This is a genomic window from Nibrella viscosa, assembly GCF_039541875.1.
In the GTDB taxonomy this organism is placed as follows: domain Bacteria; phylum Bacteroidota; class Bacteroidia; order Cytophagales; family Spirosomataceae; genus Nibrella; species Nibrella viscosa.
Map to the genome: position 1 here is coordinate 834,261 of NZ_BAABHB010000002.1, position 24,244 is coordinate 858,504.

14 protein-coding genes are annotated in these 24,244 nt (G+C 55.9%); 7 read left to right on the forward strand and 7 right to left on the reverse strand.

All coding sequences use genetic code 11. From position 1 onward, the window contains the following. Nucleotides 1-40 precede the first annotated feature (40 nt). From ABD931_RS07990 to ABD931_RS08000, 3 genes are read right to left on the reverse strand one after another with little or no spacing between them, the layout of a single operon-like run. Complete coding sequence (locus ABD931_RS07990; protein WP_345265731.1) at nt 41-3,259, reverse strand: WD40/YVTN/BNR-like repeat-containing protein; 3,219 nt, start codon at nt 3,257-3,259, stop codon at nt 41-43. After that, complete coding sequence (locus ABD931_RS07995) at nt 3,256-4,701, reverse strand: SusD/RagB family nutrient-binding outer membrane lipoprotein (protein WP_345265733.1); 1,446 nt, start codon at nt 4,699-4,701, stop codon at nt 3,256-3,258. The genes ABD931_RS07990 and ABD931_RS07995 overlap by 4 nt, the downstream gene beginning before the upstream one ends. Before the next feature lie 13 nt (nt 4,702-4,714). Continuing rightward, entirely contained in the window at nt 4,715-7,951 is a 3,237-nt protein-coding gene (locus ABD931_RS08000; protein ID WP_345265735.1) for a SusC/RagA family TonB-linked outer membrane protein, read from the reverse strand. Between the two features lie 735 nt (nt 7,952-8,686). Here ABD931_RS08000 and ABD931_RS08005 point away from each other — a divergent pair. From ABD931_RS08005 to ABD931_RS08025, 5 genes are all read left to right on the forward strand, one after another. Further along, nucleotides 8,687-11,701 (forward strand): amidohydrolase family protein, encoded by a 3,015-nt coding sequence (locus ABD931_RS08005; protein ID WP_345265737.1) that lies wholly within the window; start codon nt 8,687-8,689, stop codon nt 11,699-11,701. Nucleotides 11,702-11,815: 114 nt separating this feature from the next. Continuing rightward, nucleotides 11,816-12,799: a GSCFA domain-containing protein gene (locus tag ABD931_RS08010; RefSeq protein WP_345265739.1), complete on the forward strand. Its 984-nt coding sequence runs from the start codon at nt 11,816-11,818 to the stop codon at nt 12,797-12,799. A 48-nt stretch (nt 12,800-12,847) separates the two neighbouring features. Beyond that, nucleotides 12,848-13,954: an Mrp/NBP35 family ATP-binding protein gene (locus ABD931_RS08015; RefSeq protein WP_345265741.1), complete on the forward strand. Its 1,107-nt coding sequence runs from the start codon at nt 12,848-12,850 to the stop codon at nt 13,952-13,954. Nucleotides 13,955-14,038: 84 nt separating this feature from the next. After that, nucleotides 14,039-14,305, forward strand: a complete 267-nt coding sequence (locus ABD931_RS08020; protein ID WP_345265743.1) for a NifU family protein — start codon at nt 14,039-14,041, stop codon at nt 14,303-14,305. A 104-nt stretch (nt 14,306-14,409) separates the two neighbouring features. Next, complete coding sequence (locus tag ABD931_RS08025; RefSeq protein ID WP_345265745.1) at nt 14,410-16,032, forward strand: D-alanine--D-alanine ligase family protein; 1,623 nt, start codon at nt 14,410-14,412, stop codon at nt 16,030-16,032. A gap of 15 nt (nt 16,033-16,047) precedes the next feature. Here ABD931_RS08025 and ABD931_RS08030 read toward each other — a convergent pair whose 3' ends face one another. Together ABD931_RS08030 and ABD931_RS08035 are read right to left on the reverse strand one after the other, a co-directional pair. Further along, on the reverse strand, nt 16,048-17,790 hold the full coding sequence (locus ABD931_RS08030; protein ID WP_345265747.1) for a glycoside hydrolase family 15 protein: 1,743 nt from the start codon (nt 17,788-17,790) through the stop codon (nt 16,048-16,050). Nucleotides 17,791-17,822: 32 nt separating this feature from the next. Continuing rightward, entirely contained in the window at nt 17,823-19,220 is a 1,398-nt protein-coding gene (locus ABD931_RS08035; RefSeq protein WP_345265749.1) for a mercuric reductase, read from the reverse strand. A 361-nt stretch (nt 19,221-19,581) separates the two neighbouring features. Here ABD931_RS08035 and ABD931_RS08040 point away from each other — a divergent pair, with 361 nt between their 5' ends. Continuing rightward, a complete protein-coding gene (locus ABD931_RS08040; protein WP_345265751.1) occupies nt 19,582-20,574 on the forward strand; it encodes an SDR family oxidoreductase in 993 nt (330 codons plus the stop codon). Between the two features lie 41 nt (nt 20,575-20,615). Further along, complete coding sequence (locus ABD931_RS08045; protein ID WP_345265753.1) at nt 20,616-21,092, forward strand: vitamin K epoxide reductase family protein; 477 nt, start codon at nt 20,616-20,618, stop codon at nt 21,090-21,092. A 74-nt stretch (nt 21,093-21,166) separates the two neighbouring features. Here the strand turns inward: ABD931_RS08045 and ABD931_RS08050 are convergent, their stop codons facing one another. Both ABD931_RS08050 and ABD931_RS08055 read right to left on the reverse strand, forming a co-directional pair. Continuing rightward, nucleotides 21,167-21,823 carry a ceramidase domain-containing protein gene (locus ABD931_RS08050; RefSeq protein WP_345265755.1) on the reverse strand — a complete coding sequence of 219 codons (657 nt, stop codon included), beginning with the start codon at nt 21,821-21,823 and terminating at the stop codon, nt 21,167-21,169. Nucleotides 21,824-21,958: 135 nt separating this feature from the next. Beyond that, on the reverse strand, nt 21,959-24,229 hold the full coding sequence (locus ABD931_RS08055; protein ID WP_345265757.1) for a TonB-dependent receptor: 2,271 nt from the start codon (nt 24,227-24,229) through the stop codon (nt 21,959-21,961). Nucleotides 24,230-24,244: the final 15 nt, after the last annotated feature.

Genomic DNA, 24,244 nt, shown 5'->3' on the forward strand with positions numbered 1-24,244 from the left:
TTGAGCGGGACGCTTGCATTTAATATAAATGGTATGTGGCTTACCGGGTGCTGCTGATACCTGCCTGGGCCAGCGGTGAATAGGCTTTAACCACCTCCACTGGGATGGCCTGCACTTTTTTTCGGTAATCTGTCCACTGGGTATTGAAGAATCGGTCGGCTTTGGCCAGTGTCTCCTGAATCAGACTTTCGGCCTGTTCGAGCAGCAGGGCTTCAGTTTTGGTGGGCATTCCCACGCGCTGACTGATGTACGTATTGGCTTCCTGTAGTTTCAGGGCTGGGGTAAGCATATACGTGCGGCCCATACCCTGCCGCTGAACCGGCCTGCCGATCATCGACTCACGAATGGTTTTCAGGGAGTCCTGAATAGCTTTGGTGAGTTTAACCAGCTCTCCGCTTTCTTTATCCGATTTGCCTTTCAACTGGCTTAGAATGACTTCCGTAGCGCTGTTGGCTTCCTGTATCCGGTCGGTAGCGGCCGTAACCAGGAGTATGTTTGTTTTCAGCCTGCCGTTCAAAGCGAAACGGGCCACGGCCGCTTCTTGGTTGTACGGCACACGCGGGTCAGGTTTCACCGTCACAACAGTAGAATCTTTGGCTCCGGCAAAGGTAAATACCAGCTTGTAGCGGCCCGGCAAGACCCGTGTGCCAACAGGCTCATCGTTGGCGCGTCTACCGGTATTACCGGGTAGCCGTACTCCTTTTTCCGCCAAATCCCATGTCAGGCGCTGTACACCCAAAGCGGTATCGGGTGCCTGCGTTAAGATCCGGATCAACTGGTTAGCTTCGTCATAGATGCGGATAGACAGGGAATCGGGTTGGCCCGTTGCCGAAAGCGGTGTCGTTGTGGTAGCCTTGGGTTTGATATAGTACGTCAGGTTGGCACCGGCCGGGCGGTTGGGGGCCTGGTAGAGCCCTTCGGCATCTTTACCGTAGCCCTGCGGACCCCGATACGCAGCCAGGTAAGCCTCTGCTGGTTCAAAGGCCACCAGCGGTTGCTCCAGAATTTTACCGCCCGTAGCTGCCAGTCGGCGCAGCGGCCGAATATTATCCAGCACGTACACCGACCGCCCGAATGTTCCCAGGACCAGATCGGCTTCGCGCTCCTGAATCGCCAGGTCCATGACCGGTGTAGCGGCCGGCAATCCATTATCCCACTGCGCCCAGGTTTTGCCTTCGTCTATGCTCACCCACAAACCGTGTTCCGTGCCGGCAAACATCAGTTTGGGCTCGGCGGGATCCTGCAAAAAGCAGAGGGCGTAACCTTTTACCTTTTTATCGTCTACCAGCCGGGTCCAGGTCTGACCAAAGTCGGTAGTGCGGTAGACGTACGGGGCCAGGTCAATACCCATGCGGTAGGCATTGGCGACGACATAAGCCTCACCGGCTTTGTAGCGCGATGCGGTAATCTGAGCAATCCAGGCTTCCTTGGGTAAACCCGCTATTCGGGGGCTCAGGTTGGTCCAGGTTTTGCCGCCGTTGCGGGTGAGCTGCACATTGCCGTCGTCGGTACCGACCCAGATGACTCCGGCCTGCAATGGACTGGGGGCAATGGTCAGGATGGTGTTGTGGTTCTCGGCATTGGTTGCATCGATGGTCAGACCACCACTCTGGTCCTGTTTCTGGTGCTCCGGGTCGTTGAGTGTCAGGTCGGGCGAAATGGCCTCCCAGGTCATGCCCTGATCGGTCGTTTTGTGCAGAAATTGACTACCGGCGTAAATTGTGTTTTTGGCAATCGGGTCGGCCGCAAAACCGGTGTTCCAATTGTACCGCAGGCGGATGTTGGCGTCGGGTACGATCGGCTTGACAAACGACGAAATGGCCGTCTGTTTATCGTAGCGGACAATGTTGCCGCCCTGGGACATCGCGTAGCCGTATCGGGAGTCGGTTGGGTCGGGAATGACATCAAAGCCATCGGCCAGCATCAGAGCCTGCCAGTGGTTGTTGCGGATACCGCCCGTGTAAAACGTATAAGCGGGGCCGGTCCAGGAGCCGTTATCCTGCAAGCCTCCGTATATATTGTACGGAATCTCGTTATCCACATTGATGTGGTAGAACTGACCGACCGGAATGCCTTCGGGATTGGTCCAGGTCTTGCCGTGGTCGCGACTAAACGCCAGCCCACCATCGTTGCCGACGATTATGAAATTTGGATTCTCCGGATGAATCCAGAACGAATGGTGGTCGGAATGGACCTGATCAGGCGTCGCCAGTGCTTTGAAAGTTTTTCCGCCGTCTTCGCTGTAGTTCAGCGGAGCGCTGAGCTTATAGATGCGGTTCTCGTTTCTGGAGTCGACGTATATTTCGTTGTAGTAAAACGGTCGGTCGGTGGCCACAGCGGGCTCATCGGTCACCAGCGTCCATTTTTCCCCGCCATCATCAGAGCGGTACAGCCCGTTTTTAGGCGCTTCGACCAGGGCATAGATGCGGTTGGGTGAACTCCGGCTGATAGCCAGGCCCAGCCGCCCGAAATCACCTTTGGCCAGTCCATCGGCGTCCGTCTTCTTCTTCCATGTTTTGCCGCCATCGTAGGTCAGGTATAATCCGGAGCCCGGTCCGCCTGAGGTAAAGTCCCAGGGTGTCCGGCGGTGCTGCCACATCGCCACCAGCAGCTTGCCGGGGTTCAGCGGGTCCATTACCATTTCGGCCACGCCCGATTTTTCGTTGGTATACAGAATTTTCTCCCAGCTCACCCCGCCGTTGGTGGTCTTAAACACCCCCCGCTCCGGATGCTCCCCAAACGGGTAGCCGATTACGCCCGCATACACAATATCCGGATTAGAGGGGTCGATCAATATCCGGTGGATGTTGAAGGTTTTCTCCAGTCCCATGTGCTTCCAGGTTCGGCCGCCGTCTATACTTTTGTAAATACCGTTTCCCATATTCACCGAGTTGCGGGGGTTTCCTTCGCCGGTGCCCACCCATACTATGTTTGGCTGACTCTGCTGAATGGCAATGGAACCGATGTTGATATTCGACTGATCGTCGAAAACAGGTTTCCAGGAGCCGCCCCCGTTTTCGCTTTTCCAGACGCCACCCGAAGCCGCGCCCGCGTAAATCACAGAAGGCTCGGTCACCAGGCCGGAGCCGTTGTTCAGTACCGCGTCGAGAGCGGTAATACGGCCACCCATCACGGCGGGGCCAATGCTGCGGGCTTTCATCTGTTTGAACACGGCTGTCGGCACCGGTTGGGCCGTAACACTGCCTGTAAAGAGCAGGGTAGCCGCAAAAAGGCGGGATAGTTTTCTATACCGTTTCATTTATAAATGGGTAAAGGTTCGTAGATACCGGGTACAGGATTGGGGGCATTCTTATTTGAGTTGATCTCATTCTGCGAGTAAATAAACCGCCACGGCAGTTGGGTGCCGTTGGCAGGTTGCAGTTTCACACTCACCGTTTCTTTGCGGGTCCGGCGCTCGTCGTTCCAGCCGAGGTGGGTGCCGTAAAAGGTGACGTACCGCTCCTGTAAAATTTCCCGCAGCAGGGCGTTTTCGGGTGTGAGCCCGTCTTTGTTTTCGATACCGCCGGTTGCGAAATCATCGGCTACGTACGGCTCGTATTTGAGGGTGGCCGCCGTCCGGTACGTGGCGTCTATGTACCCGCCTGCATTCAGGAAGCTGCGGTAGGTGTTCAGGTAGCCCAGGGCTGCGGTCATCCCCTTACCCGTTCGCAGGGCCGTTTCCGCCAGCGTCAGGATATTCTCCATATAGGTGACCATTGGGAACCGGGCATCCATTCCGAAAAACCCTTTGGCCGTAGTCGTACTGGATGTATTCGGTTCTACCACACCGCGCGTATTTACCCCGGTGGGCTGGTAGTAGAACAGGTAGCGGGCTGTTTCGATGGTTTTGGCATTACCCCGGTAGGTCGTGCCGGCGGGATTCAGCAGCCCCACGTTGTAAGCGCCCACCGCCGATATATCGCCCGGTCGCGACTGCGTCAGAAACACGTAAAACTGGTTCTGGTTAACGCCCGTTGTTGTGCCATGCGGAGCGTACAGGGAGTTGGCATAGGTGCTGATGCCTTTTTCGGCTGCGGCAAACGCGGCTTCGTACTGCTTCGTGTCCATCAGCAGCCGGGCTTTCAGCGTATAGGCTACCTGAGTCCACTTGGTGGCATCGCCACCGAAGTGAATATCCTCGGCCCCCACCGTACCAACGCCCGACGCTAAATCCGCAATGGCTTCGTCCAGCAACGCCAGCGTTTTAGTATAGACATTCTGCTGACTTTCAAATTTAGGATGCGGAAACGCGCTGATCTGAGCTGCTTCGCTGAACGGTATATCGCCCCAGAGTTCGGTAGCCGTGGCAACCGAATTAGCCATCAGAACTTTGGTAATCCCCACCATCTTCCGGTTTCCGAGCGTCGTGGCTTTGTTGATGGTAATCTGGCCGTTCATGACAACTCCCCGGAATACGTTGTTCCACTCGGTATCGTACACCCCGGCCGTAACGTTGTACAGGCCGTAATCTTTCCACTGCCGGTCGTAGCCGGTGGTATAGCCGCCCCAGATAGAGCCCAGCAGGCTGGCGATACCTTCCTGCACCACCACATTGGCCAGCTGCGTGCCGGTAAACACCAGGCTAGCCGGTGCATCGGTGGGGTTGTTGGGGTCGGTATTCAGGTTGTCGACGATGGATTCGCAGGACAAAAAATAGCCGCTAAGCAGCAGCACGCTGATGGATTTATAAATTCGCTTCATAGGTATGTCAGAGTTAGTACGTGAATTTCAGGCTGAAAACCAGTGATTTGGTATTGGGGCTGTTGAAATAATCCTGCCCCTGCGAGTTGCTGACACCCCCCAAATTGGTTTCCGGGTCAATACCAACGATGTTTGTCCACAGCACCGGGTTGCGGCCGGTTACCGACATATCAAGGGACTGGAGCTTTGTTTTTTTCCGGAAAGCTGCCGAACTCAGGCTGTACCCCAGTGAAATTTCCCGGATTCGGGTCCAGGTGCCATCCTTGATGAACTGCTCCACCAGGGTGCTGAACCCACCCCCAATTGAGGTGTAATACGACTCATCCAGCAGCACCGGGCCGGCCCCGAAATCCTGAATATTGCCGCGCACGGTGCTGCCGGCCGGAATCACTTTGCCGGCGTAGTTTTTCAGACCCTGCGTTAGCGTTACCTCATTGGCTACATCCTGATGCGTACCGAAGTTGTACAACACGCCTTGTGTTCCGGTGTAGAAGTCACCGCCCTGTGAGGTTTCGAAAAGTACATTCAGCGAGAGGTTTTTGTACGAGGCATTTGTGCCAAAACCACCCCGCCATCGAGGATTCGGATTGCCGATTACCTGGAAGGCCGGCGCAACCTGCGGAAACCCATTGGCATTGAGCGCCATCGTACCATTTTCGTTGCGCAGGTAGGCACCACCGTAGTGCGACGACATGGCGTAGCCCACCTTAGCCACCGTACTGGCCGTGCTGCTGAAGCCACCCAGGGTAATGTTATCTGTGCCGGCCAGGTCGGTTACCTTGTTTATGTTACGGCTCCAGTTGGCAAACACGTTCAGGTTGAAGTCTTTCCGGCGGAGGATGTTGTAGGTCAGTTCCACTTCCATTCCTTTATTTTCCATCGTTCCGGCGTTGGTGTATTTCTGGGTAAAACCGGTGGAGCCGGCCGTAGATACGTTGAGCAGCAGGTCTACAATTTGGTTCTGGTAGTACGTAAAGCCGGCCGTGAGTTTGTTATTGAAGAAGCGCAGGTCGGTACCCACTTCCCATTCCGTCTTGCGTTCGGGTTTCAGGTTCGGGTCGCCCTGCCGGTTGTTCTGCACAAAGGCTCCGCCGTACCCCGTTCCGCTCAGGCCGCTGGCCCAATCGCTGAAGCTCGCGTTGACAAAGGTCGTGGTGTTCTGGTAAGCCGCCGGCTGAATGCCCACAATCCCGTACGAAGCCCGTAGCTTTCCAAAGGTCAGAATTGGACTGTTGCGCAGGGCTGGTAGCTCCGTAAACTGCCAGGCAACATCGCCCGACGGGTAGTAGAACGTAGACTGCGACGCACTCCCAAATGTAGAACCCGCTTCACCGGCGGCCGACAGATTCACGAATAGTTGGTTGTAAAAACCCAGGTTGACGGTCGAATATAACCGGGCCATCCGGCGGTTAGAGCGTTCGTTGTAAGGTTCGTTGTTGGCCCGGATGGAATTGTTGAAGTTCTGAGGACCGTCGGGAATTACGAAGTTGGTCATGTTACCGCCCAATCGGTAGTACTTCCGGTTGTTGACGTTAAAGCCGAGGATAAACGTGCTGGTGAAATTCGGACTGAACTCTTTGGTGGCCCGCCCGATGACGTCGAAGTTTAGCTCGGTTTCTTTCAGCATTTCCTCCTCAAAGCTACCCAGGCCGGCGGCTGTCGCCGACCACATCGGGAAATTAGTTAGCCGCTGGTCGGTGTAGCTGTCGATGCCTCCACGGGCCGTTACGTCGAACCATTTCACCGGACTGATCACCAGTTCGGAGCTGACAATAAACCGGTCTACTTCCGAGAAGTTGGTTTGTTCTTTGATGGCCCACAACGGGTCGTTGTAGATGGGGTTGGCCGAAGCGCCGAGGTAATTGCGGTACGCCCGCTGCCGGTTCGGAATGGGGCTGGCGGTGGGGGACGCATAGTAATTTCCCTTATAACCCCGGCTGTCGAAATCGGGCGGAGTGCGCAGCATACCAATGTACAGACCGTTTACGCTGTTGCTGCGCTGCACCCGGTTAGAGGTGGTGCGGACGTAGTTGGCGTTGGTCGACGCTTTGATAATGTCATTGAACTGCCGCTGGCTGTTGAACCGGACCGAGGTACGGTTATAATCGCTGGTGCCGCGCAGAATACCTTTCTGGTGGAGGTCGCCGAGGCTGAGGTAGAAATTACTTTTTTCGTTGCCTCCGCTGATACTCAGGTTATTGTCGATGTACGTTCCTGTTCGGAAAACGTCGTTCAGCCGTTCTTCCTGAAACGTTTCTTTTGAATTTTTCTTGAGAATGGGGTAGAAGATCTGACCGTTGTAGGCTTCAAAGCGCTGACCGGTTGTGTTGATTTCATCGGCTGCTCCGGACCGGTCGGCAATTTTATCGCCCCATGAGTTAGCGGCCGTTGGGCTATATACCCCACCGGAACCCTGCCCGTACTTATCCTGCAATGGGTGCAGCCGGTTTGGCCGGTCGAACGATACCGACGAGCCAAAGGAGATGTTGACTTTATCGGCGTTCGCTCCCCGCTTGGTGGTGATTACGATTACGCCGTTGGCCGCCCGCGACCCCCAGAGCGCAGCCGCCGAAGCGCCTTTCAGAATCTGCATGGATGCGATATCTTCCGCGTTGATGTCATTCAGGCGGGACTGCTGCGTTACTCCGGCATTGCCGTTCCCAAGCGTTGAGTTGCTGACGGGAATACCGTCGATAATGACCAGTGGCTGATTTGATCCGGTGATGGTGTTTTGCCCCCGAATCTGAATGGTAGAACCCGCGCCAGGGTCGCCAGCCGAACGCGTTACACGGACTCCGGCGGCCCGGCCGGCCATGCCGTTGATAATACCCGTTTCGCCCGACCGCTTCAGGTCGCCGGCCTCAATCTTAGACGAGGTTGCCCCTAACCGGTCACGGTTCTCTTTAAAGCCCAGGGCCGTTACCACCACTTCGCTCAGCGCGAGATTGTTCGATTTGAGGGTCATGGAGATGATACTCTGGTTGCCAATGGGCACTTCTTCCGTTTTCATACCGATAAACGAAAAGATGAGAGTGCCCTTCGCGTGAGCCGCCGGAATTGTCAAAGAATAATTGCCGTCGGCGCTGGTGGATGCCCCGATGGTTGTGCCTTTAATGACCACGTTTACGCCCGGTAGCGCTTCCCCCTCTTCGGAGGTTAGTTTGCCTTTGATGATGCGTTCCTGAGCAAGTAACCGGCCCGATAGACAGGTGATAAAAAGCAGAATCAGAAGTAGCTGTTTGTTTCTCATCGCATAGTAGAATTTAAAGGGTGAGAATGGATTGATTGAGAGTGCGTTCGGTTTCGGCAGGCAAAAAAATACCTTACCAGTTCTGGAACTGGTTTTGTCACTGGCGTAGAGCGTAAGGGAGGCCGGCCGTTCAGATATAATGCGTTGCAAAGGGCCGAAAAGCCCAGCGACCGCCGGAGTGTTCCAGTATGATCGCCGTCGTTCAACGTTCCGACGCCCGCTCGTGAGAACCACTGCGGTAATTCTCCGCGCCCTTGAATCCGATTCATTCCCCTTCCCGGATGAACCAGACGCGCAGGTGCGATGCGTCAGTGTATAATCAGTGCTTCAGTAAGACTGCCGGGGGCAGTCCAATCACCGGTTACCGGTGCCTAATGCATCCTTCAAGTGCGGCCAGCAAGGAGCATTATGGGTAAGTGCTATTTTGTATTTTTCCGTAAACCTGGCTCAAAGATATAGGTCGAGTCTAAAATGTCAAGGCTGATTAGTAGAATATTAGGTGTTTATTTGATTTTTCCAAATTTAACTTTATAAAATAGAGTATTGGCCCAACTAAATATATTTTAATCTGTCAAATAGCGCATGGTTTAATTGTTTTTACGTATCATCGCAGGGTAACGTATTCGTTCCGTAAACTGTCCTTCGCTGGGCAATCAGTCTCCCCCTTCCCCGGCTGATGATCCGGCTCTGTGCCAACCAGTATTTCATTTTCTTTATTTCTCATTAACCAGGCTTATGAAGAATTCCGGAAAATCCCGGTTCGCTGTGTTAATTGTGGCTTTGCTACTCAGTTGTACGTATCACTCATCTGCCATAGCAGGTGGGTTGATCGATTCGCTTAAGGTAACGGTAACCGAAGGTACCAATATGGCAGCCGCCTTATCGCCCGACGGCAAAACCATCGCCATGGACCTGCAGGGCACCATCTGGCTGGTCCCTGCTGCGGGTGGCGTTGCCCGGCCTGTCACCGATGCCTACGGCGACTGCCGCCAACCGGCCTGGTCGCCCGACGGCAACTGGGTGGCCTTCCACGCCTTCTGGGATGGTACCTACCATATCTGGATGGTCAGCAAAGACGGCAAACAGAAAAAGCAGCTAACGATAGGTATATACGACGACCGGGAACCGCATTGGTCACCCGACGGTAAACGCCTTGTGTTTGCCTCTGACCGGAGCGGTAACTACGATATCTGGCAACTGACGCTCGACACCGGCTTGCTGACCCAGCTAACCCGTAACGCCGGCAACGACTACAATCCGGCCTATTCTGCCGACGGTAGTCAGATCGCCTTTGTCTCCGAGCGCACCGAAACGCCGGGTCTTTATCGCCTTGACGCGGGCGGTACTGAACACCTGCTGTTCGCTACGACCGCCCGGCTGGCGGCCCCGACCTGGTCGCCCGATGGGGCACGAGTGCTGTACAACAGTGTGTCTAAAAGCCAAAGTGGTCTGGCTGCGGTTACGGTTGCCGATGGGAAGAATCAACTACTGACAGCCGCCGACGAAGATGTATTCCCTTTTCGCGTAAGCTGGGTCTCCGCATCGGAGTATCTGTATACCGCCGACGGCAAGCTGAAGAAGCGGTCGGTTGGGCAGGCAAACGCAAAGGAGATTCCGTTTCAGGCTACCGTGGCGTTGTCGAGACCAAGCTATACCCGCAAAGCCTACGATTTCGACCGCTCGGCTCCCCTGCCTGTTCGCGGGCTGAAAGGACCGGCCGTTTCGCCCGACGGCAGGCAGGTAGTATTTGCCGCGCTGGGCGATTTATGGCTGCTGACCAAAGGGAATCCGCAGCCAAAAGCGTTGACCAACGATGTATATGTGGATGCCGACCCGGTGTGGTCGCCCGACGGCAGGCGAATTGCCTATACCTCCGACCGGAAAGGAAACATGGACCTGTGGGTGCGTGATCTGGCAACCGGTAAAGATCAGCGGCTGGTCGATTTGCCGGACGACATCAACTTTCCGGCCTGGTCGCCCGACGGTAGCCGGATTGCTTTTTACCAGGGCGACCCCCGGAACGTCTGGGGCAGGGGTACACTGCACGTGGCCGACGCATTGACGGGAGCGGTAGAAAAATACCACGAATCGGTGTTTGTGCCCAGTCAGCCGAGCTGGTCGCCTGATGGCAAAACCATTGCCCTGGCGGCTCTGGATGTGTATTCGTCGCGCTACCGCGAAGGCGTCAGCGAAATTCTGCTGGTATCGCTGGATAGCGGCCCCGACCGTCCGGCAGACCGTTCCGTATCGCCCACGCCCGACCGGACGCTGGGTACGCGGGGCAAGAACGGGCCGGTCTGGTCGCCGGACGGCCGGCACATGGCTTACATACAGGATGGGCTGTTGTGGGTGGTGCCCGTCGACGGCAAAGGCAATTTGATGGGGCCTGCCAAACGGCTCACCAACGAACTGGCCGATGCGCCCACCTGGACGGGCGACTCGCAGAGCCTGGTGTACCTGGCCACCGATACGCTCAAGCAGGTGTACCTGGCCGACGGGCGGATAGACGCTATTCCGCTTGCGTTCAACTGGCAGCTGAAAAAACCGGCCGGGCAAGTGGTGATTCATGCGGGGCAGGTATTCGACGGCCGCTCGGCCACTTACCGGAAAAATGTGGATATTCTCATCGAAGGGAACCGCATCAGGGCCATTGAGCCGCATCAGCCCGGCCGGGCGGGCAAACTAATTGATGCCTCCGCCAATACCATCATTCCGGGTTTGTTTGAGATGCACGCGCACCAGAACGCCATGTCGGGCGAGCAGCAGGGCCGCCTGTGGCTGTCGTACGGCATCACCTCGGTGCGCGAACCGGGAGCCGATCCGTACGATGCCCTGGAGCGCAAAGAAGCCTGGGCCAGCGGCCGGCGGTGGGGTCCCCGGCAGTTCTTTACCGGTGGCCTGACCGACGGGAGTCGGATTTATTATGGCATGGCCACCAGCATCTCCTCGCCGGCCCACCTGGAACTGGAGCTGAACCGGTCGGTCCGGCTGGGCTACGACCTGATTAAGACGTATGTCCGTATGCCCGACGCCATGCAACAGCGCATCACGGCTTTTGCCCACGCGCACGGGATGCCCGTATCCTCGCACGAGATTTACCCGGCCATGAGCTACGAGGTCGATGCCGTGGAGCATATGGGCGGTACCAGTCGGCGCGGGTATTCGCCCAAGATAACGGCCATGAACCGGAGTTACCAGGACGTGATTCAACTGATTGCCAAATCTGGCATGAACATTACGCCGACGGCTTCGCTCCAGGGCGGCTTTAACGTGTTGTCGGGCCGAAACCCCCAGTTTTTCGAGAACCGGCAGTACAAGGCGTTTTACTCCGAGCAGTTTACCAACGCCATGCTGGCCGGAGCCGCTCAGATTACCAAAATCAACCCCGGTTACCTGACCAATTTTGGTAATCTGCAGAAAACAGTTAAAGCCCTGGTAGCCGCCGGGGCCAGGGTGACTACCGGCACCGACAGCCCCTTTGTGCCCTACGGTATGAGCCTGCATACCGAGCTGCAATCGTTTGTTGATGCGGGACTTACGCCCTACGAAGCCCTGCGGTCGGCCACGCTCTGGGCTGCCGAAGCCGTTGGGGTGAGTAAGGATTTGGGGTCGCTGGAGCCGGGAAAGCTGGCCGATCTGGTGATTGTCACGGGTGACCCGCTAACGACAATCACCGATGCCTGGAATGTGGTGAAGGTGGTCAAAAACGGCGAGGTGTATGACATTGATACCTTATTGAGAAAACCTTGACCTGGTGCGTAAATGTCTGTATATCAGGAGGGGTTTAGACGTAAAATCATGAAAAAAACGGACCTATTTGGTCCGTTTTTTTGTTTAATTGGTATGCAGTTCACTACTGAATGTATGCCCATAAAACTGCCGCAAGCGCTGCGGCAAACCGACGAAATTCTGACCATCGGCTCCTGCTTCGCCGACGTGATGGGACGCCACCTGGCTGACCATAAACTGAACGTGACCATCAATCCATTCGGTACCATTTTCAATCCGGTCTCCATGGCTAAACTGCTGCTGATGGCCCTGAACGGTAGCCGGCCGGACGAGAATCTGTATGTAGAGCGGGATGGTGTCTGGTTCCACTACGATTTTCACTCGTCACTTTGGGCCAATAGCCGGGAGGCACTTACCGAAAAGTTGGTGGGTACTTTGCAGAAAGTGGGCGAAACGCTGCGCCGGGCCGACTGGCTGTTTCTGACCTTCGGCACGGCGATGGTGTATCGGCATATCGAAACGGGGCAGGTGGTGGCGAACTGCCATAAAATGCCCGGCTCCCTATTTGAGAAGTACCTCTATAGCCTGGACCATGTGCGCGATACCCTGACCAAGCTGCTGAAGGCGTTGCACCGGGCCAATCCCAACCTGAACGTGCTGCTGACGGTTAGCCCGGTGCGGCACACCCGCGATACCCTGCCGGTGAACCAGGTGAGTAAATCGCTGCTGCGGGTAGTGTGCCATGAGCTAACTGTCTGGCATGATTTCGTCCAGTATTTTCCCAGCTACGAGATCATGGTGGATGACCTGCGCGATTACCGCTTTTACGAAGCTGACCTGATCCACCCCAATGCCGTAGCCCACGAGTATATCTTCCAAAAGTTTGGCGAAAGCCTGTTTGATGACGAACTTCGCACCTTCATTGCCGAATGGGCCGGCATCCGGAAGTCGCTGGCGCACCGCCCGCTCTACGGACCGACCGAAGGCCACCGGCGTTTTCTGACCCATCTGCTGGCCCGGCTGGAAGCGCTACAGGGCCGGGTGGATGTGTCGGCCGAGATCGCATCCGTTCGGGAGCAGCTAGACGCCACAGTAGCAAATCGGCAGCCGGCAAACTAATCGGCCTTTCGTGGGGTTAGCACTATATCCGACCGTACTGTATCACGTATGTCTACCTATAAATTGACCAAAGAATCGGTTCTGCAGGCGCTCAGCCACGTAGAAGAACCGGACCTGAAAAAAGACCTGGTGTCGCTCAATATGATCAAAGATATTGAGCTGGGCATCGATCAGGTGCGTTTTACCGTCGTACTGACCACGCCGGCCTGTCCGCTGAAAGAGCTGATCCGGAAGCGTTGCGAAGACGCGATTCATACCCATATTGGCCCCAGCATTCAGGTGCGGGTGGATATGACCGCCGATGTGACCTCTACCAGAAACAACGCGCCGGTGCTGCCGGGCGTGAAGAATATCATTGCCGTTGCCTCCGGGAAAGGGGGCGTGGGCAAGTCGACCGTAACGGCTAACCTGGCGGTGGCCCTGCACCGGTCGGGCGCGAAAGTCGGTATCATCGACGCCGATATTTTTGGCCCGTCGATGCCGGTCATGTTCGGGGCCGAGGATATTCAGCCGGCAGTGGCGGAGGTAAATGGCCGGAATCTGTTGCAGCCCGTGCAGCAGTTTGGCGTTAAACTGATGTCGATTGGTTTCCTGACCCCGGCCGACAGCGCGGTGGTCTGGCGTGGTCCCATGGCGAGCCAGGCCCTGCGGCAGTTTTTTGGCGATACCAACTGGGGCGAACTTGACTACCTGCTGATCGACCTGCCTCCCGGTACCAGCGATATTCACCTGACGCTGGTGCAGACCGTGCCCGTAACCGGAGCCGTAATTGTAACTACTCCGCAGAAAGTTGCCCTGGCCGATGCCATCAAAGGCCTGGCTATGTTCCGGCAGCCGCAGATCAACGTGCCGGTGCTGGGCGTGATCGAAAACATGTCGTATTTCACCCCCGCCGAACTACCCGATTCGAAGTACTACATTTTTGGCAAAGGCGGTGGGCAGCAACTGGCCGATAAGTTTAGCGTACCGTTGCTGGGCCAGATTCCGCTGGTGCAGCGCATCCGCGAAGCGGGTGACGAAGGTAAGCCGGCGGTCATCAGCGATGAGCCTGTTGCGGCCGATGCCTTCCGGTCGGCGGCCGAAGCCCTGGCGCAGTTCGTCTCTATACGCAATGCCGAGCTCGACCAGACAAAGCGGGTGGAACTTCGGGTGTAACGAAACGGTTATGAATAGAACGCACCTTGCTTTCTTACCTAAATAATGGTATTTTTACCACAGCTCTTGTAAAATAAAGCCGACATGGAAACAGCGGTAGGTAACAGCGAAATCATTGAACGAATAGAAAAAGCCCTGAACGGTATCCGCCCGTATCTGGAAGCAGACGGCGGCAACGTAAAGGTGCTGGAATTGACCGACGACCGCGTGGTGCGGCTCGAGCTGGTGGGTGCCTGCGGTTCGTGCCCGATGTCGGCCATGACCTTTAAGGCCGGTCTGGAAGAAGCCGTGCTGAAGGCCGTACCCGAAGTAATCAAGGTAGAAGCCGTGAATATCACCTCGCCTTTCTGAGCCGCCGGGCTTATAGAATAACGAACACCCGAAAAAAGCCGTCCTGCTACCCTGCGGGACGGCTTTTTTTGTAGTTTGCGCCGTCAATAGACCAACTGAGCACAGTGAAAGTAGGAATCTTCTTCGGCGGTCCCTCGCGGGAACGGGAAATATCATTCGCCGGCGGGCGCACGGCATTCGACCATATCGACAAGTCCTTGTTTGAGCCGGTATTAGTTTTTGTGGACGGTACCGGCCGGTTCCGGCTGGCTACTCCGGACATACTCCAGCATACAGCCATCCGCCAGATACTGCCGGAGGTATCCGGGTTTTCGGTCTATGATGAGTCCTTGCCGGAAGATGATTGGTCCAGTCAGTATTCCGAAATCAAACCAGACGATTTCAAACAGCATTTTGATATAGCGTTTCTGGCCATGCACGGCCCCGACTGCGAAGACGGCAGTATCCAGGGTTTGTTCGAGTGGTATAAGATCCCTTACACCGGGCCGGGGCTGATGGGTTCGGCGGTGGGGATCAACAAGATTCTGCAAAACGAATTGATCGCACTCGTCAATGGGCAGCAGAAAAAGACCACTGTCATTACCCGTGATGCCTGGTTGAGGGCGAATAAAGATGCGTTCTTCTCCTCGCTGGTGGAGCATCTGGGGTTGCCGGTGGTGGTCAAAGCTCCGCACCAGGGCTCGTCTATCGGGGTGGCTATCATTCGCGACAACAACCTGAGTGCGTTCTGCCGGGCGGTGGAGCAGTGCTTCTTTACCCTGACGGTAGAGCCGCAGGAGTGGAGCGCCTTATCCGATGGCGATAAGCGGGATTACGCCCAGCGCATCGCCAATCTGGACGAAAGCATCGGCTACCCGGTAGTAGCGGAACAGACCGGTACGATTCTGCGCTCTCCGCAGGCCTTGCTCGATTTTCTGGCGGACCATCAGCAGCCCGTCACGCTTTCTTCTGTTCATGCCGAAGACGAGGTGCTGTTTGAGGAGTTCATTACCGGTCAGGAGTTTTCGTGCGGGGTTATTCAGGACGACGAAGGCATGGCCATTGCCTTGCCGCCAACGGAGGTTTACAACGTCACCAGTTTCGATTTCAAATCCAAATACCAGTCCAATACCACCCGCAAGCGCATACCAGTCGAAGCCAGTCTGGAGCATAACCGCAAGATTCAGCAGGCGGTGGCCGAGGTATTCACACGGCTGGGTATCAACGTCTACTCGCGCATCGATGGCTTCCTGACGCCCGACGGCCGTGTTTTGCTGCACGACCCCAACACTATTCCGGGCATGTCGCCGGCATCGCTCATCTTCAAGCAGATGGCCGAAATCGGCATGAACATCACCAACTCGCTGACGTACCTCATCCGTCAGTCTTTACGGGAGCGCATTCGTACCGGCAAGGATACGTTCCGGTTGCGCCAGATGCTAACCGATCTGGATGGTAAATTAGCCCAGCGTAAAGCCCAGCCCCTGCCGGAGCAGACCATTGGCTTTGGTCCAACGGACGAAAGTTTTGCCGAGGCCAAAAAAGAATACAACCGGCTGGCGGCTGAGGGTAAGGTAAAGCCTGTGCTGGTCTACACCAAATCGAAGCTGGAATCGCACGAACTGCCGGTATACCTGATGTTCAAGGACACCATTGCCGACCTGGATGCTGCCCAGCACCAGCCCCGCCATCCGCTGGTGCTGGAAACCGCCGAACGAGCGAGGCATGTTGTGGCGCAGTATCTGTAAACAGGACGGGTAGCCTCAATGGCCACCCTGTGCATTATTCAGATCAATGGCAGCCCCGATCAGCGCTGCGTGAACAAACGACTGGGGGAAATTACCAAGCATACACCGGCTGTCGGGGTCGGCTTCTTCGGCAAACAAGCCTACGTCATTCATGTAGGCCAAAGCGGCATCAATGATGCGGGTGGTTTTGGCGTATTCTTTCCGCATGATCCAGTACTGCGCTACCCAGAACGTGCCGGCCAGGAAGGCCCCTTCCGGCCTGTCGCTCGGGTATTCGAGGTGCCGCCAGTAGAGATTTTCGCGACAGTAGTCGCGTTCCAGCCGCGCCATTGTGGCTTTCATCTCGTCGGTATCCGGCTCGGTGTATGCCCACACCGGGAAAAGGGCCGCCGACACATCTACATCGTTGCTGCCCGCGTACACGGCATAAGCCCCGTCGCGGGTGAGGCAATGCTGCCGAACAAACTCCCGGATTGTTTCTACGGTCTGTTGCCAGTGTTTCTTCTTTTGGGTATCTGGCTGAAGTTTCGCCAGAAAATGCAGGCTCTGGGCAACGATCACCTTGCTGCTGGTGTACTCCTTTTTTCCGCGCTCTTCCCAAAGGCCATGATCCGGCTGCTGCCAGTTATCGACCAGAAAATCGGCAATCTGCTCAACAATCGGCCAGTGTTCGCGGGTGTCGTAGCGGTTGTAGATCAGCTTGGCAGCCAGTAGGACGTTACCCAGGCTGTCTAACTGCAACTGCACATTGGCGTTGTTGCCAATCCGTACCGGCCGGCTGTTTTGGTAACCGTTCAGCGACAGAAACGCTTCACCTTTTACCGCTTCCTGATGAATAGAAAACAGCGGTGTTTTGAGGAAATCGGGAATGTTATATGCTGTATCGCAGATAAAGCTCAAAAAACGCCGTTCCTCAACCCCATCGCTGTTGCAGCGGGTGAGGGCGCTGATAATCATGGCGGAATCGCGGAGCCAGACGTAGCGGTAGTCGTAATTACGTTCTCCGCCGATCACTTCGGGCAGGGAGGTGGTCGGTGCGGCAATAATACCGCCGGTAGGGGCGTAGGTCAGCAGGCGGATAGCGCGTACCGAGTCGGCAACCTCCCGCTGGTATGGACCCTCGTAGGTCGTGTGGACGGCTATATTGTCCCAGGCTTTGGTGGTCTGGAGCAGCCACTCCTGCATCTGCGCCGGTGTGGGTCGTTCGGTATCTGCGGTCGTCAGAAACGCCCAACTGGTATCGCCTTTCGGAATAGGGGTGCGGAGCGAACCGTTGTCGATCCGGGTCGGGTGGGAGGCATAGTACGCCCACTGGTTGTTAATCACAACAGCCCCATCCTGTTGGGTCAGCGAGACTGTAGACCGGCCATAATCGGGAGCCGGTCTCACCACAAGCTCCATATCGTCAGGTGCTTTCGTAAACCGGCGGCAAATGCCCGGCAGACTGTCTGCGCCCATCGGCATCCAGTCGGTGAGTTGTATTTGTCCGGAGGCTGACCGGAGCGTAGTCTGGAGAATGCCTGATTGGTTGAGGTATTGTCGGTGGACAACCTGTTTCTCCGGTAACTCAACCGCCCAAAAACCGCCAGCGGAGCTATCCAGCAGGGAAGCAAACAGCGATGGGTTGTCGAACTTACCGGGACAGTACCACACTACAGTGCCTGCTTTGGTGATAATGGCGGCCGTACGCTGGTCGCCGATCAGGGCTAAATCGGTAATCGGCGGGTATACTAATTGAAGGTCAGCCAATGGGTGCATACGTTGAGAATCGGCAACAGAAAAACAGATAATTAGTCAATCTGGCTAAACAAGGTGTTGAGCGATTCGGCCAGCGTCGGGTGCGAAAAAACGGCGTCTCTGAGCGCAGTATAAGGCACCTTGCCCATCATGGCTATTTGCAGCATCGCCATCAGTTCACCGCCCTCCATGCCCAGGATAGCCGCGCCCAGTATCTGTCCCGTGTCGGCGTCCACTATGGCTTTCATCTGCCCGGTCGTCTGACTGGTTTCAATGGCACGTGCTACCCACGACATGGGCATAGACGCTATTTTGAAGGTTCGCCCTTGTTCGGTAGCCTCCTTTTCCGAAAGCCCTATACGGCCCAGTTGAGGATCGGTAAAGACCGTGTACGGCACCGGGCGGCTGGTGATGGTGGTGTTTCCGCCGTCCAGCAGGTTTTGGCGGATTATCCGGTAGTCGTCGTAAGAGATGTGGGTAAACGCCGGGCCACCTTTTACATCCCCCAGGGCGTAAATGCCCGGTTGACTGGTTTCCAGCCGCTCGTTTGTCCGTATGTAGCCGTGCTTGTCTGTCTCAATACCGGCCGCTTCGAGGTTGAGGGCAGTTGTATTAGGGGTACTACCAATGGCAATAAGCAAATGGGAACCGCTCACCGTATGCGTTTCCTCGGCGGTTTTCAGCGATAGGTTAATCTGGCCGGATGAGTCTCGGCTGACCTGTTCGATTTGGGTGTTCAGCTGTATGCGGATGCCTTCGTCGCGGAGGAATCGGGCCATCTCATCGGCAATGTCTTTGTCTTCCCGGCTCAGCAGTTGGTCACCGCGTTCAAGCAGGGTAACCTCGCTGCCGAAGCGCCGGAACATCTGCCCAAATTCCAGCCCGATATAGCCGCCACCCATAATCAGCAGGTGTTGCGGGAGTTCTGCCAGTTCCATCAGCGAGGTAGACGTCAGCCAGGTAATTGTGTCCAGACCGGGCAGGTCCGGTTTGCGGGGGCTGGTGCCGGTGTCGATAAAAATATGGTCGGCCGTCAACGTCCGGCTTCCCCCTTCGTTCAGCGCCACGTCTACCTGTTTAGGACCGGTAAAACGGGCTTCGCCCCGGATGAGCGTCAGGTGCTCGGCCTCATCAAATTTCTGCCGAATACCGTCCCGAAACTGCTCGACGATCTGATCTTTTCGCTGCTTCACGGCTGTATAATCAACCTGAACAGCACCGGTGCCAATGCCGTACTCCCGGGAACGGCGGGCCTGGTGCGCTACCTGTGCGGAGGCCACCAGCGATTTGGTGGGGGTGCAGCCATAGTTGATACAGCTTCCGCCTAAAAATTTGCGCTCAATTACAGCAGTTTTCCAGCCTTTTTCGGAAAGGTCCAGGGCCAGCGGTTTACCGGCCTGCCCGACGCCGATAATGATAGCGTCAAAATGTTCGGGAGAAGTTGCGTTCATACGAAGTGATAGCGGTGCCGGCGAAGCTGTACAGGATCAACGATGAGCAGATCCGGCTGATTGCTTATTACAACAAAGAATACGGATAAAGGTAACCGGCCTTGTCCGGAAAATTACCAAACGATAGGAAAGCGGGCTACCCGGCAATATCTCCGAACAAATTGGTTACTCCTGTAGTACCCTTTATATAGACCGCTAGTTTACAGCCTATTGATCCCTTTCTGAAGGGACTACTCGCATACCTATGGCTACGCTAACCCGTCCTGAAACGCTTGTTTTCGAGGTCAATAACTGACTCTTGCCCGGCACTTGGTTGTCCTGGAGACAGAAAATACCGACGAACAATAAATCGACAAACTGCATGATGAACGAAAAAGAAGTAGTAGTTATCACCGGCGCGTCGGCCGGACTGGGCCGCGCCATCGCCCAGGAATTTGCCCGGCATGGCGCTCGGGTCGCGCTGATTGCCCGTGAGGAAGAACGACTGCAATCGGCAAAGAAAGAAATTGAAGAATCAGGCGGGGAGGCCCTGATTTTCCCGGCCGACGTTGCCGATTTCGACCAACTGGAGCGGGCAGCCGCCGAGGTAGAACAGCAGTGGGGTGCTATTGATGTGTGGGTAAACAACGCGATGGTGAGTGTACTCAGTCCGGTATGGGAGATGCAGCCGGACGAATACCGGCGCGTTACCGAGGTTACGTATCTGGGGCAGGTGTACGGCACCATGGTGGCTCTGAACCGCATGAAGCCCCGCAACCGGGGCAGCATAGTGCTGGTTGGGTCGGCGCTGGCGTACCGGGGTATTCCGCTGCAATCAGCCTACTGTGCCGCCAAACACGCCATCCAGGGCTTTTATGATTCGCTGCGGGCCGAATTGCTCCACGAGAAAAGCGATGTGAAGGTAACGATGGTGCAGCTACCCGGCATGAATACCCCTCAGTTTGACTGGACACGGAATCGAATGCCGAATAAAATGCGGCCTATGGGCAAGATCTATCAGCCGGAGGTGGCGGCCCGCACCGTTTACTATGCCGCCCATAATCCGGACCGGGAGTTTAAGGTAGGCTTTCCAACGCTACAGGCTATATTGGGTAATAAATTGCTCCCCCTGGTCGGTGACTGGGTGCTGGCCAAACAAGGCTTTCAGGGCCAGCAGAGCGATGTGCCGGAGCAACCGGGCCGGCCTGATAACCTATACGAACCGGTGAAGGGCGATTACGGAGCACACGGCCGTTTTGATGAACAGGCTCATGACGTTAGCGTAGTTGGATGGCTGGGCCGGCACCAGGCCGTACCGGTGGCGGCAACGGTGCTGATCGGCTTAGTGCTGGGAGGGTTGCTCCTCCGTAGGTAACCCGTTTGTAAACGTCTGTTAACAACTAAAGCCAACGTGTTATGAAAAACAACGAATCTGCCGTTCGGGTGGTCAGAGCCGCGCACAGTGAGGCCGCCGACGACCGGCGCCAGATTGCCGCCCTGAGCGCAATCGGACTTATCGATTTTAGCGTTATCTCGCTGTATCAGTTGGGGGTGATCAAATCACTGCCCGACCTGCCCGGTGAGCTTTTCGACTCCAACACCATCAATGCCGCCAACGACGCGCAGGTGATGGGTATACCGGACGGGCCGGTGAGCCTGTCGCTATATGCTGCCAACGTGTTGCTGGCCGCCGGAGCCATAAAAAGCAGGAAACGGGGTAATGTATTCGATTGGCTGCTGGCCGGTTCGGTGCTGGGGCAGGCCGCTGGTGGAGCGTACTACCTCTACAACATGGCGGCTGTTCAGAAGAAAGTCTGCGTATACTGCGTGACGGGTGCGCTGCTGAATTTTGCTACACTGGCTCCCCTGGCCCAACTGTTCTTTAGAAAATAGGTTATAAACGGATAGATAGTGGTAGTCCGGCATTGTCTGTTAGCAGGCGGGACCGAACTTTTTGTGGGTAGGGTTTATTCGGCTTTAGGAAACCGGAAGAAACAATAACTACAGAAACTGCTTAAGGCCGTCAGCAGATGCCACAGTGCGTGGCCCTGAAAGAAGAAATACGGATCGCAGCCCACTTTTTGTACATCTAGCGTACGGATGCAGATGGCCAGGACAACCAGCACCAAGCTCAGCAGCACAATCGAAATGGAGCGTTGCCGCCTGAACTGGACATAGTGGATCACCATCCCAGCGTTCAACAGCAGAATCAGGGCGGGTACCAGCCGGGAACTGGGCACCCGCAGCGCAATCGGTAAAACAAGCCAATCACCGCTAACCGCGAAATTACCCATAGCCCTTGGTGAACCGCTCAACCGGATGCGGTGGCCGATGTAGTAGAGGGTAATGTCCACCAGCGTGAGCAGAATGCTGTAGGTAGCGTTCATATTGATCCGCTCGCCTGCATACGTGAGGGAGGCATGGAAAAAAGCACTGCCAATACTCAGATACACAAAGCAGACGCCCATCAGGGGAAAGCCGGCTAAGCGATTCGTCGGGCGGTTTGTCCGGTGCCGGTGATCATGCCGGGCAATGAGCAGGATGAGGATACCGAAAAAGAAATAAGCCAGATTGGAATAGGTATTGATGGATTGGTGGAAGAAGCGCTGCGGGTGATTGAACAAAGGTATATTACCACTCACCTAAGGAACAAGCGTCCGGTGATATTGAACGGCTAAATAACACAAGAAAACAAACCGGCTGACCGACAAGGAGAATGCCGGCTATACCTTTGTTTTACGCGTTTGAAGGAGTTGTGCTTAAAAGAAAAAAGTAACGCTCAGCCGGGCAAAAAACGGCGTCCCGGGGGTGAAATGAATCTCATTTACGGGAGCTGATTCGCCTTGCAGCCGGCTTTCCGTCGCAAATTGCGTTTCTTTCCAGCGCGTGTTGAACAGGTTCTGAACCGATAAACCCAGGTTGTATCCGGGCCGGTTGTAGTTGGCCTGCAGGTCGGTGATAAAATACCCTTTTGCCACAATGGAATTCGTCTCGGTGGCCGGGCGGTCGCTCAGGTAGCGGTAGCGTATCGAACCGCTCAGCCCGTCGGACATTTTCAGCGACAAACCACCCGCCGACGTAAATACCGGTGCCAGGGGTATATAGTCGGCCCCATTTTCGGCGTCCAGGTTGCGGGGTGAGGCCGTATTCAGATCGACATCCGCGTACAGATGCCGGGTGAGCTGGTACCGTAGCGAAACATCAAGGCCTTGCCGGCGTGAGCGGCCACTGGGCTCAATAACGCCGGCATCGCCCACATACACAAACTCCTGTTGCAGCCAGAGATACCACAGCGCCGTCTGAACAAGCAGTTTCGGAAACGGTTTGGCTATGAGCCCCAGGTCGGAACCGAGCGCCGGTGGCAAACTCCGGCGTCCCGGCTGGGCCACCACTACCCGCGTGTCGTTGGAGTGAAAACCTTTGCCGGTGTTCAGGTAGAGCTGGAGCCTGGGATTGACGGTATAGTATAAATTCAGCTTGGGGGAGACAATGGCGACCTGGGCGCGTTTCAGGCCGGCGGGTTGTACCAACAGGTCTTCGTATTGATTCCGGAAGTAATCGGCCCGGACACCGGCATGGACCATCAAGCGGTCAGAAAATTCGATCTGCTCATCAACATACAGGCCGGCATTCACCTCGTTGATGTTGCCGAACTGCCGCTGTTCGAGGGTTTCAGTGCGATTTTTTGTATGGGCCAGTTCCGTTTGGTGGGTGATGTCCTGCCGGTATTGCGCCCCCGCCGAAGAGGTAAAGCGCGTGCTGCCCAGGAAATCGGTACGGGTATAGCTGCCGGTATAGCCAAACAGATTGCGGGCTTCCAACTGCCTGATCTGATCGCCATGCAAGCTGTCTTCCAGGAAAAAGGTGAAGTTGGAATACAGCGTCAGGGCGTAGTTGCTGTAGAATACCTGATTTTTCAGGATGTGGTTGCGGGGCGTTACCGTCATAAGTTCGGCGCTGGCGTTGGTGCGGCTGGTCTGGCCACCTTCCGTCGGATCAATAGACCCAAAAAAGCCGATCAATCCCTGTGTTACCGCCCGGTCGGGTATCTGACCCGAGTGGTTCCACCGGCTCCGGAACGTTGAGCCGCTGAGGGTCAGATAGGTATTGGGCGTGAGGTGCCGGTGGTATTTGCCCACGATATTCAGCCGGTTGAAATGCTGTGGGTTATCGAAATACGAATTGCTGTACGTGTATTCCGATGCGAGATAAGCCGACTCTTTGTTGGTCTGCCTGGTAGCCCCACCCTTACCCCCCAGCAAATCCAGCCCGGCCACGACCCGGAAGGTGTCGAACTGACCACCCTCCAGCTTGACAAAGGAGCGGTCGAGGGTGGTGCGGGTTTGGAAGTCAACCCAGCCGGCCGTGGCAAAATTTCCCTTGTCGGAATGGTACGGGCCTTTTTTGAAGTCTACGCCCTCGACCAGTTCAGGGATGACAAAGTGCAGGTCGGCGTAGCCCTGCCCGTGCGCGTGGGAGACCATATTGACGGGTATGCCATCAACCGTCAGGCGAATGTCGGTGCCGTGATCGAGGTCAAAGCCCCGCAGAAAAATCTGTTCGGCCTTTCCTCCGCCCGCGTGCTGGCCGATAAACAGTCCCGGCACCAACCGCAGAATCTCTTGCGAGTTGGTGACCGGCCGCAGTTTAATGGCTAACGAACTAATCAGTTGCTGCTCGTGCGCCCGTAGCGACGACACCACTACTTCGCGCAGCGTTACCGGGGCACTCGTCAGGGTGATCTGCACGGTAGTTGTCTGGTCGTGCTGCACCGCTGCGGTAATTACCTGGGCCTGGAAGCCGAGGTGCGAGCATTCCAGTTTATAGGTGGCCGCCACCAATCCTTCAAAGCGGAATTGCCCCAGTTCGTTGGTCAGGGTGGCTTTACCCAGGCCCGTTAGCTGCACCGTTACCCCGCGAAGCGGCTGATGAGTGGTCTGGTCATAGACCGTTCCGGCCAGATTACCCAAGTGCGCAACTGCCTGCAGGCTCATCAGCAGGAAAAGCAGGGCAAAAGCCGCCTTATTCATAGGTTGCGTTTACAG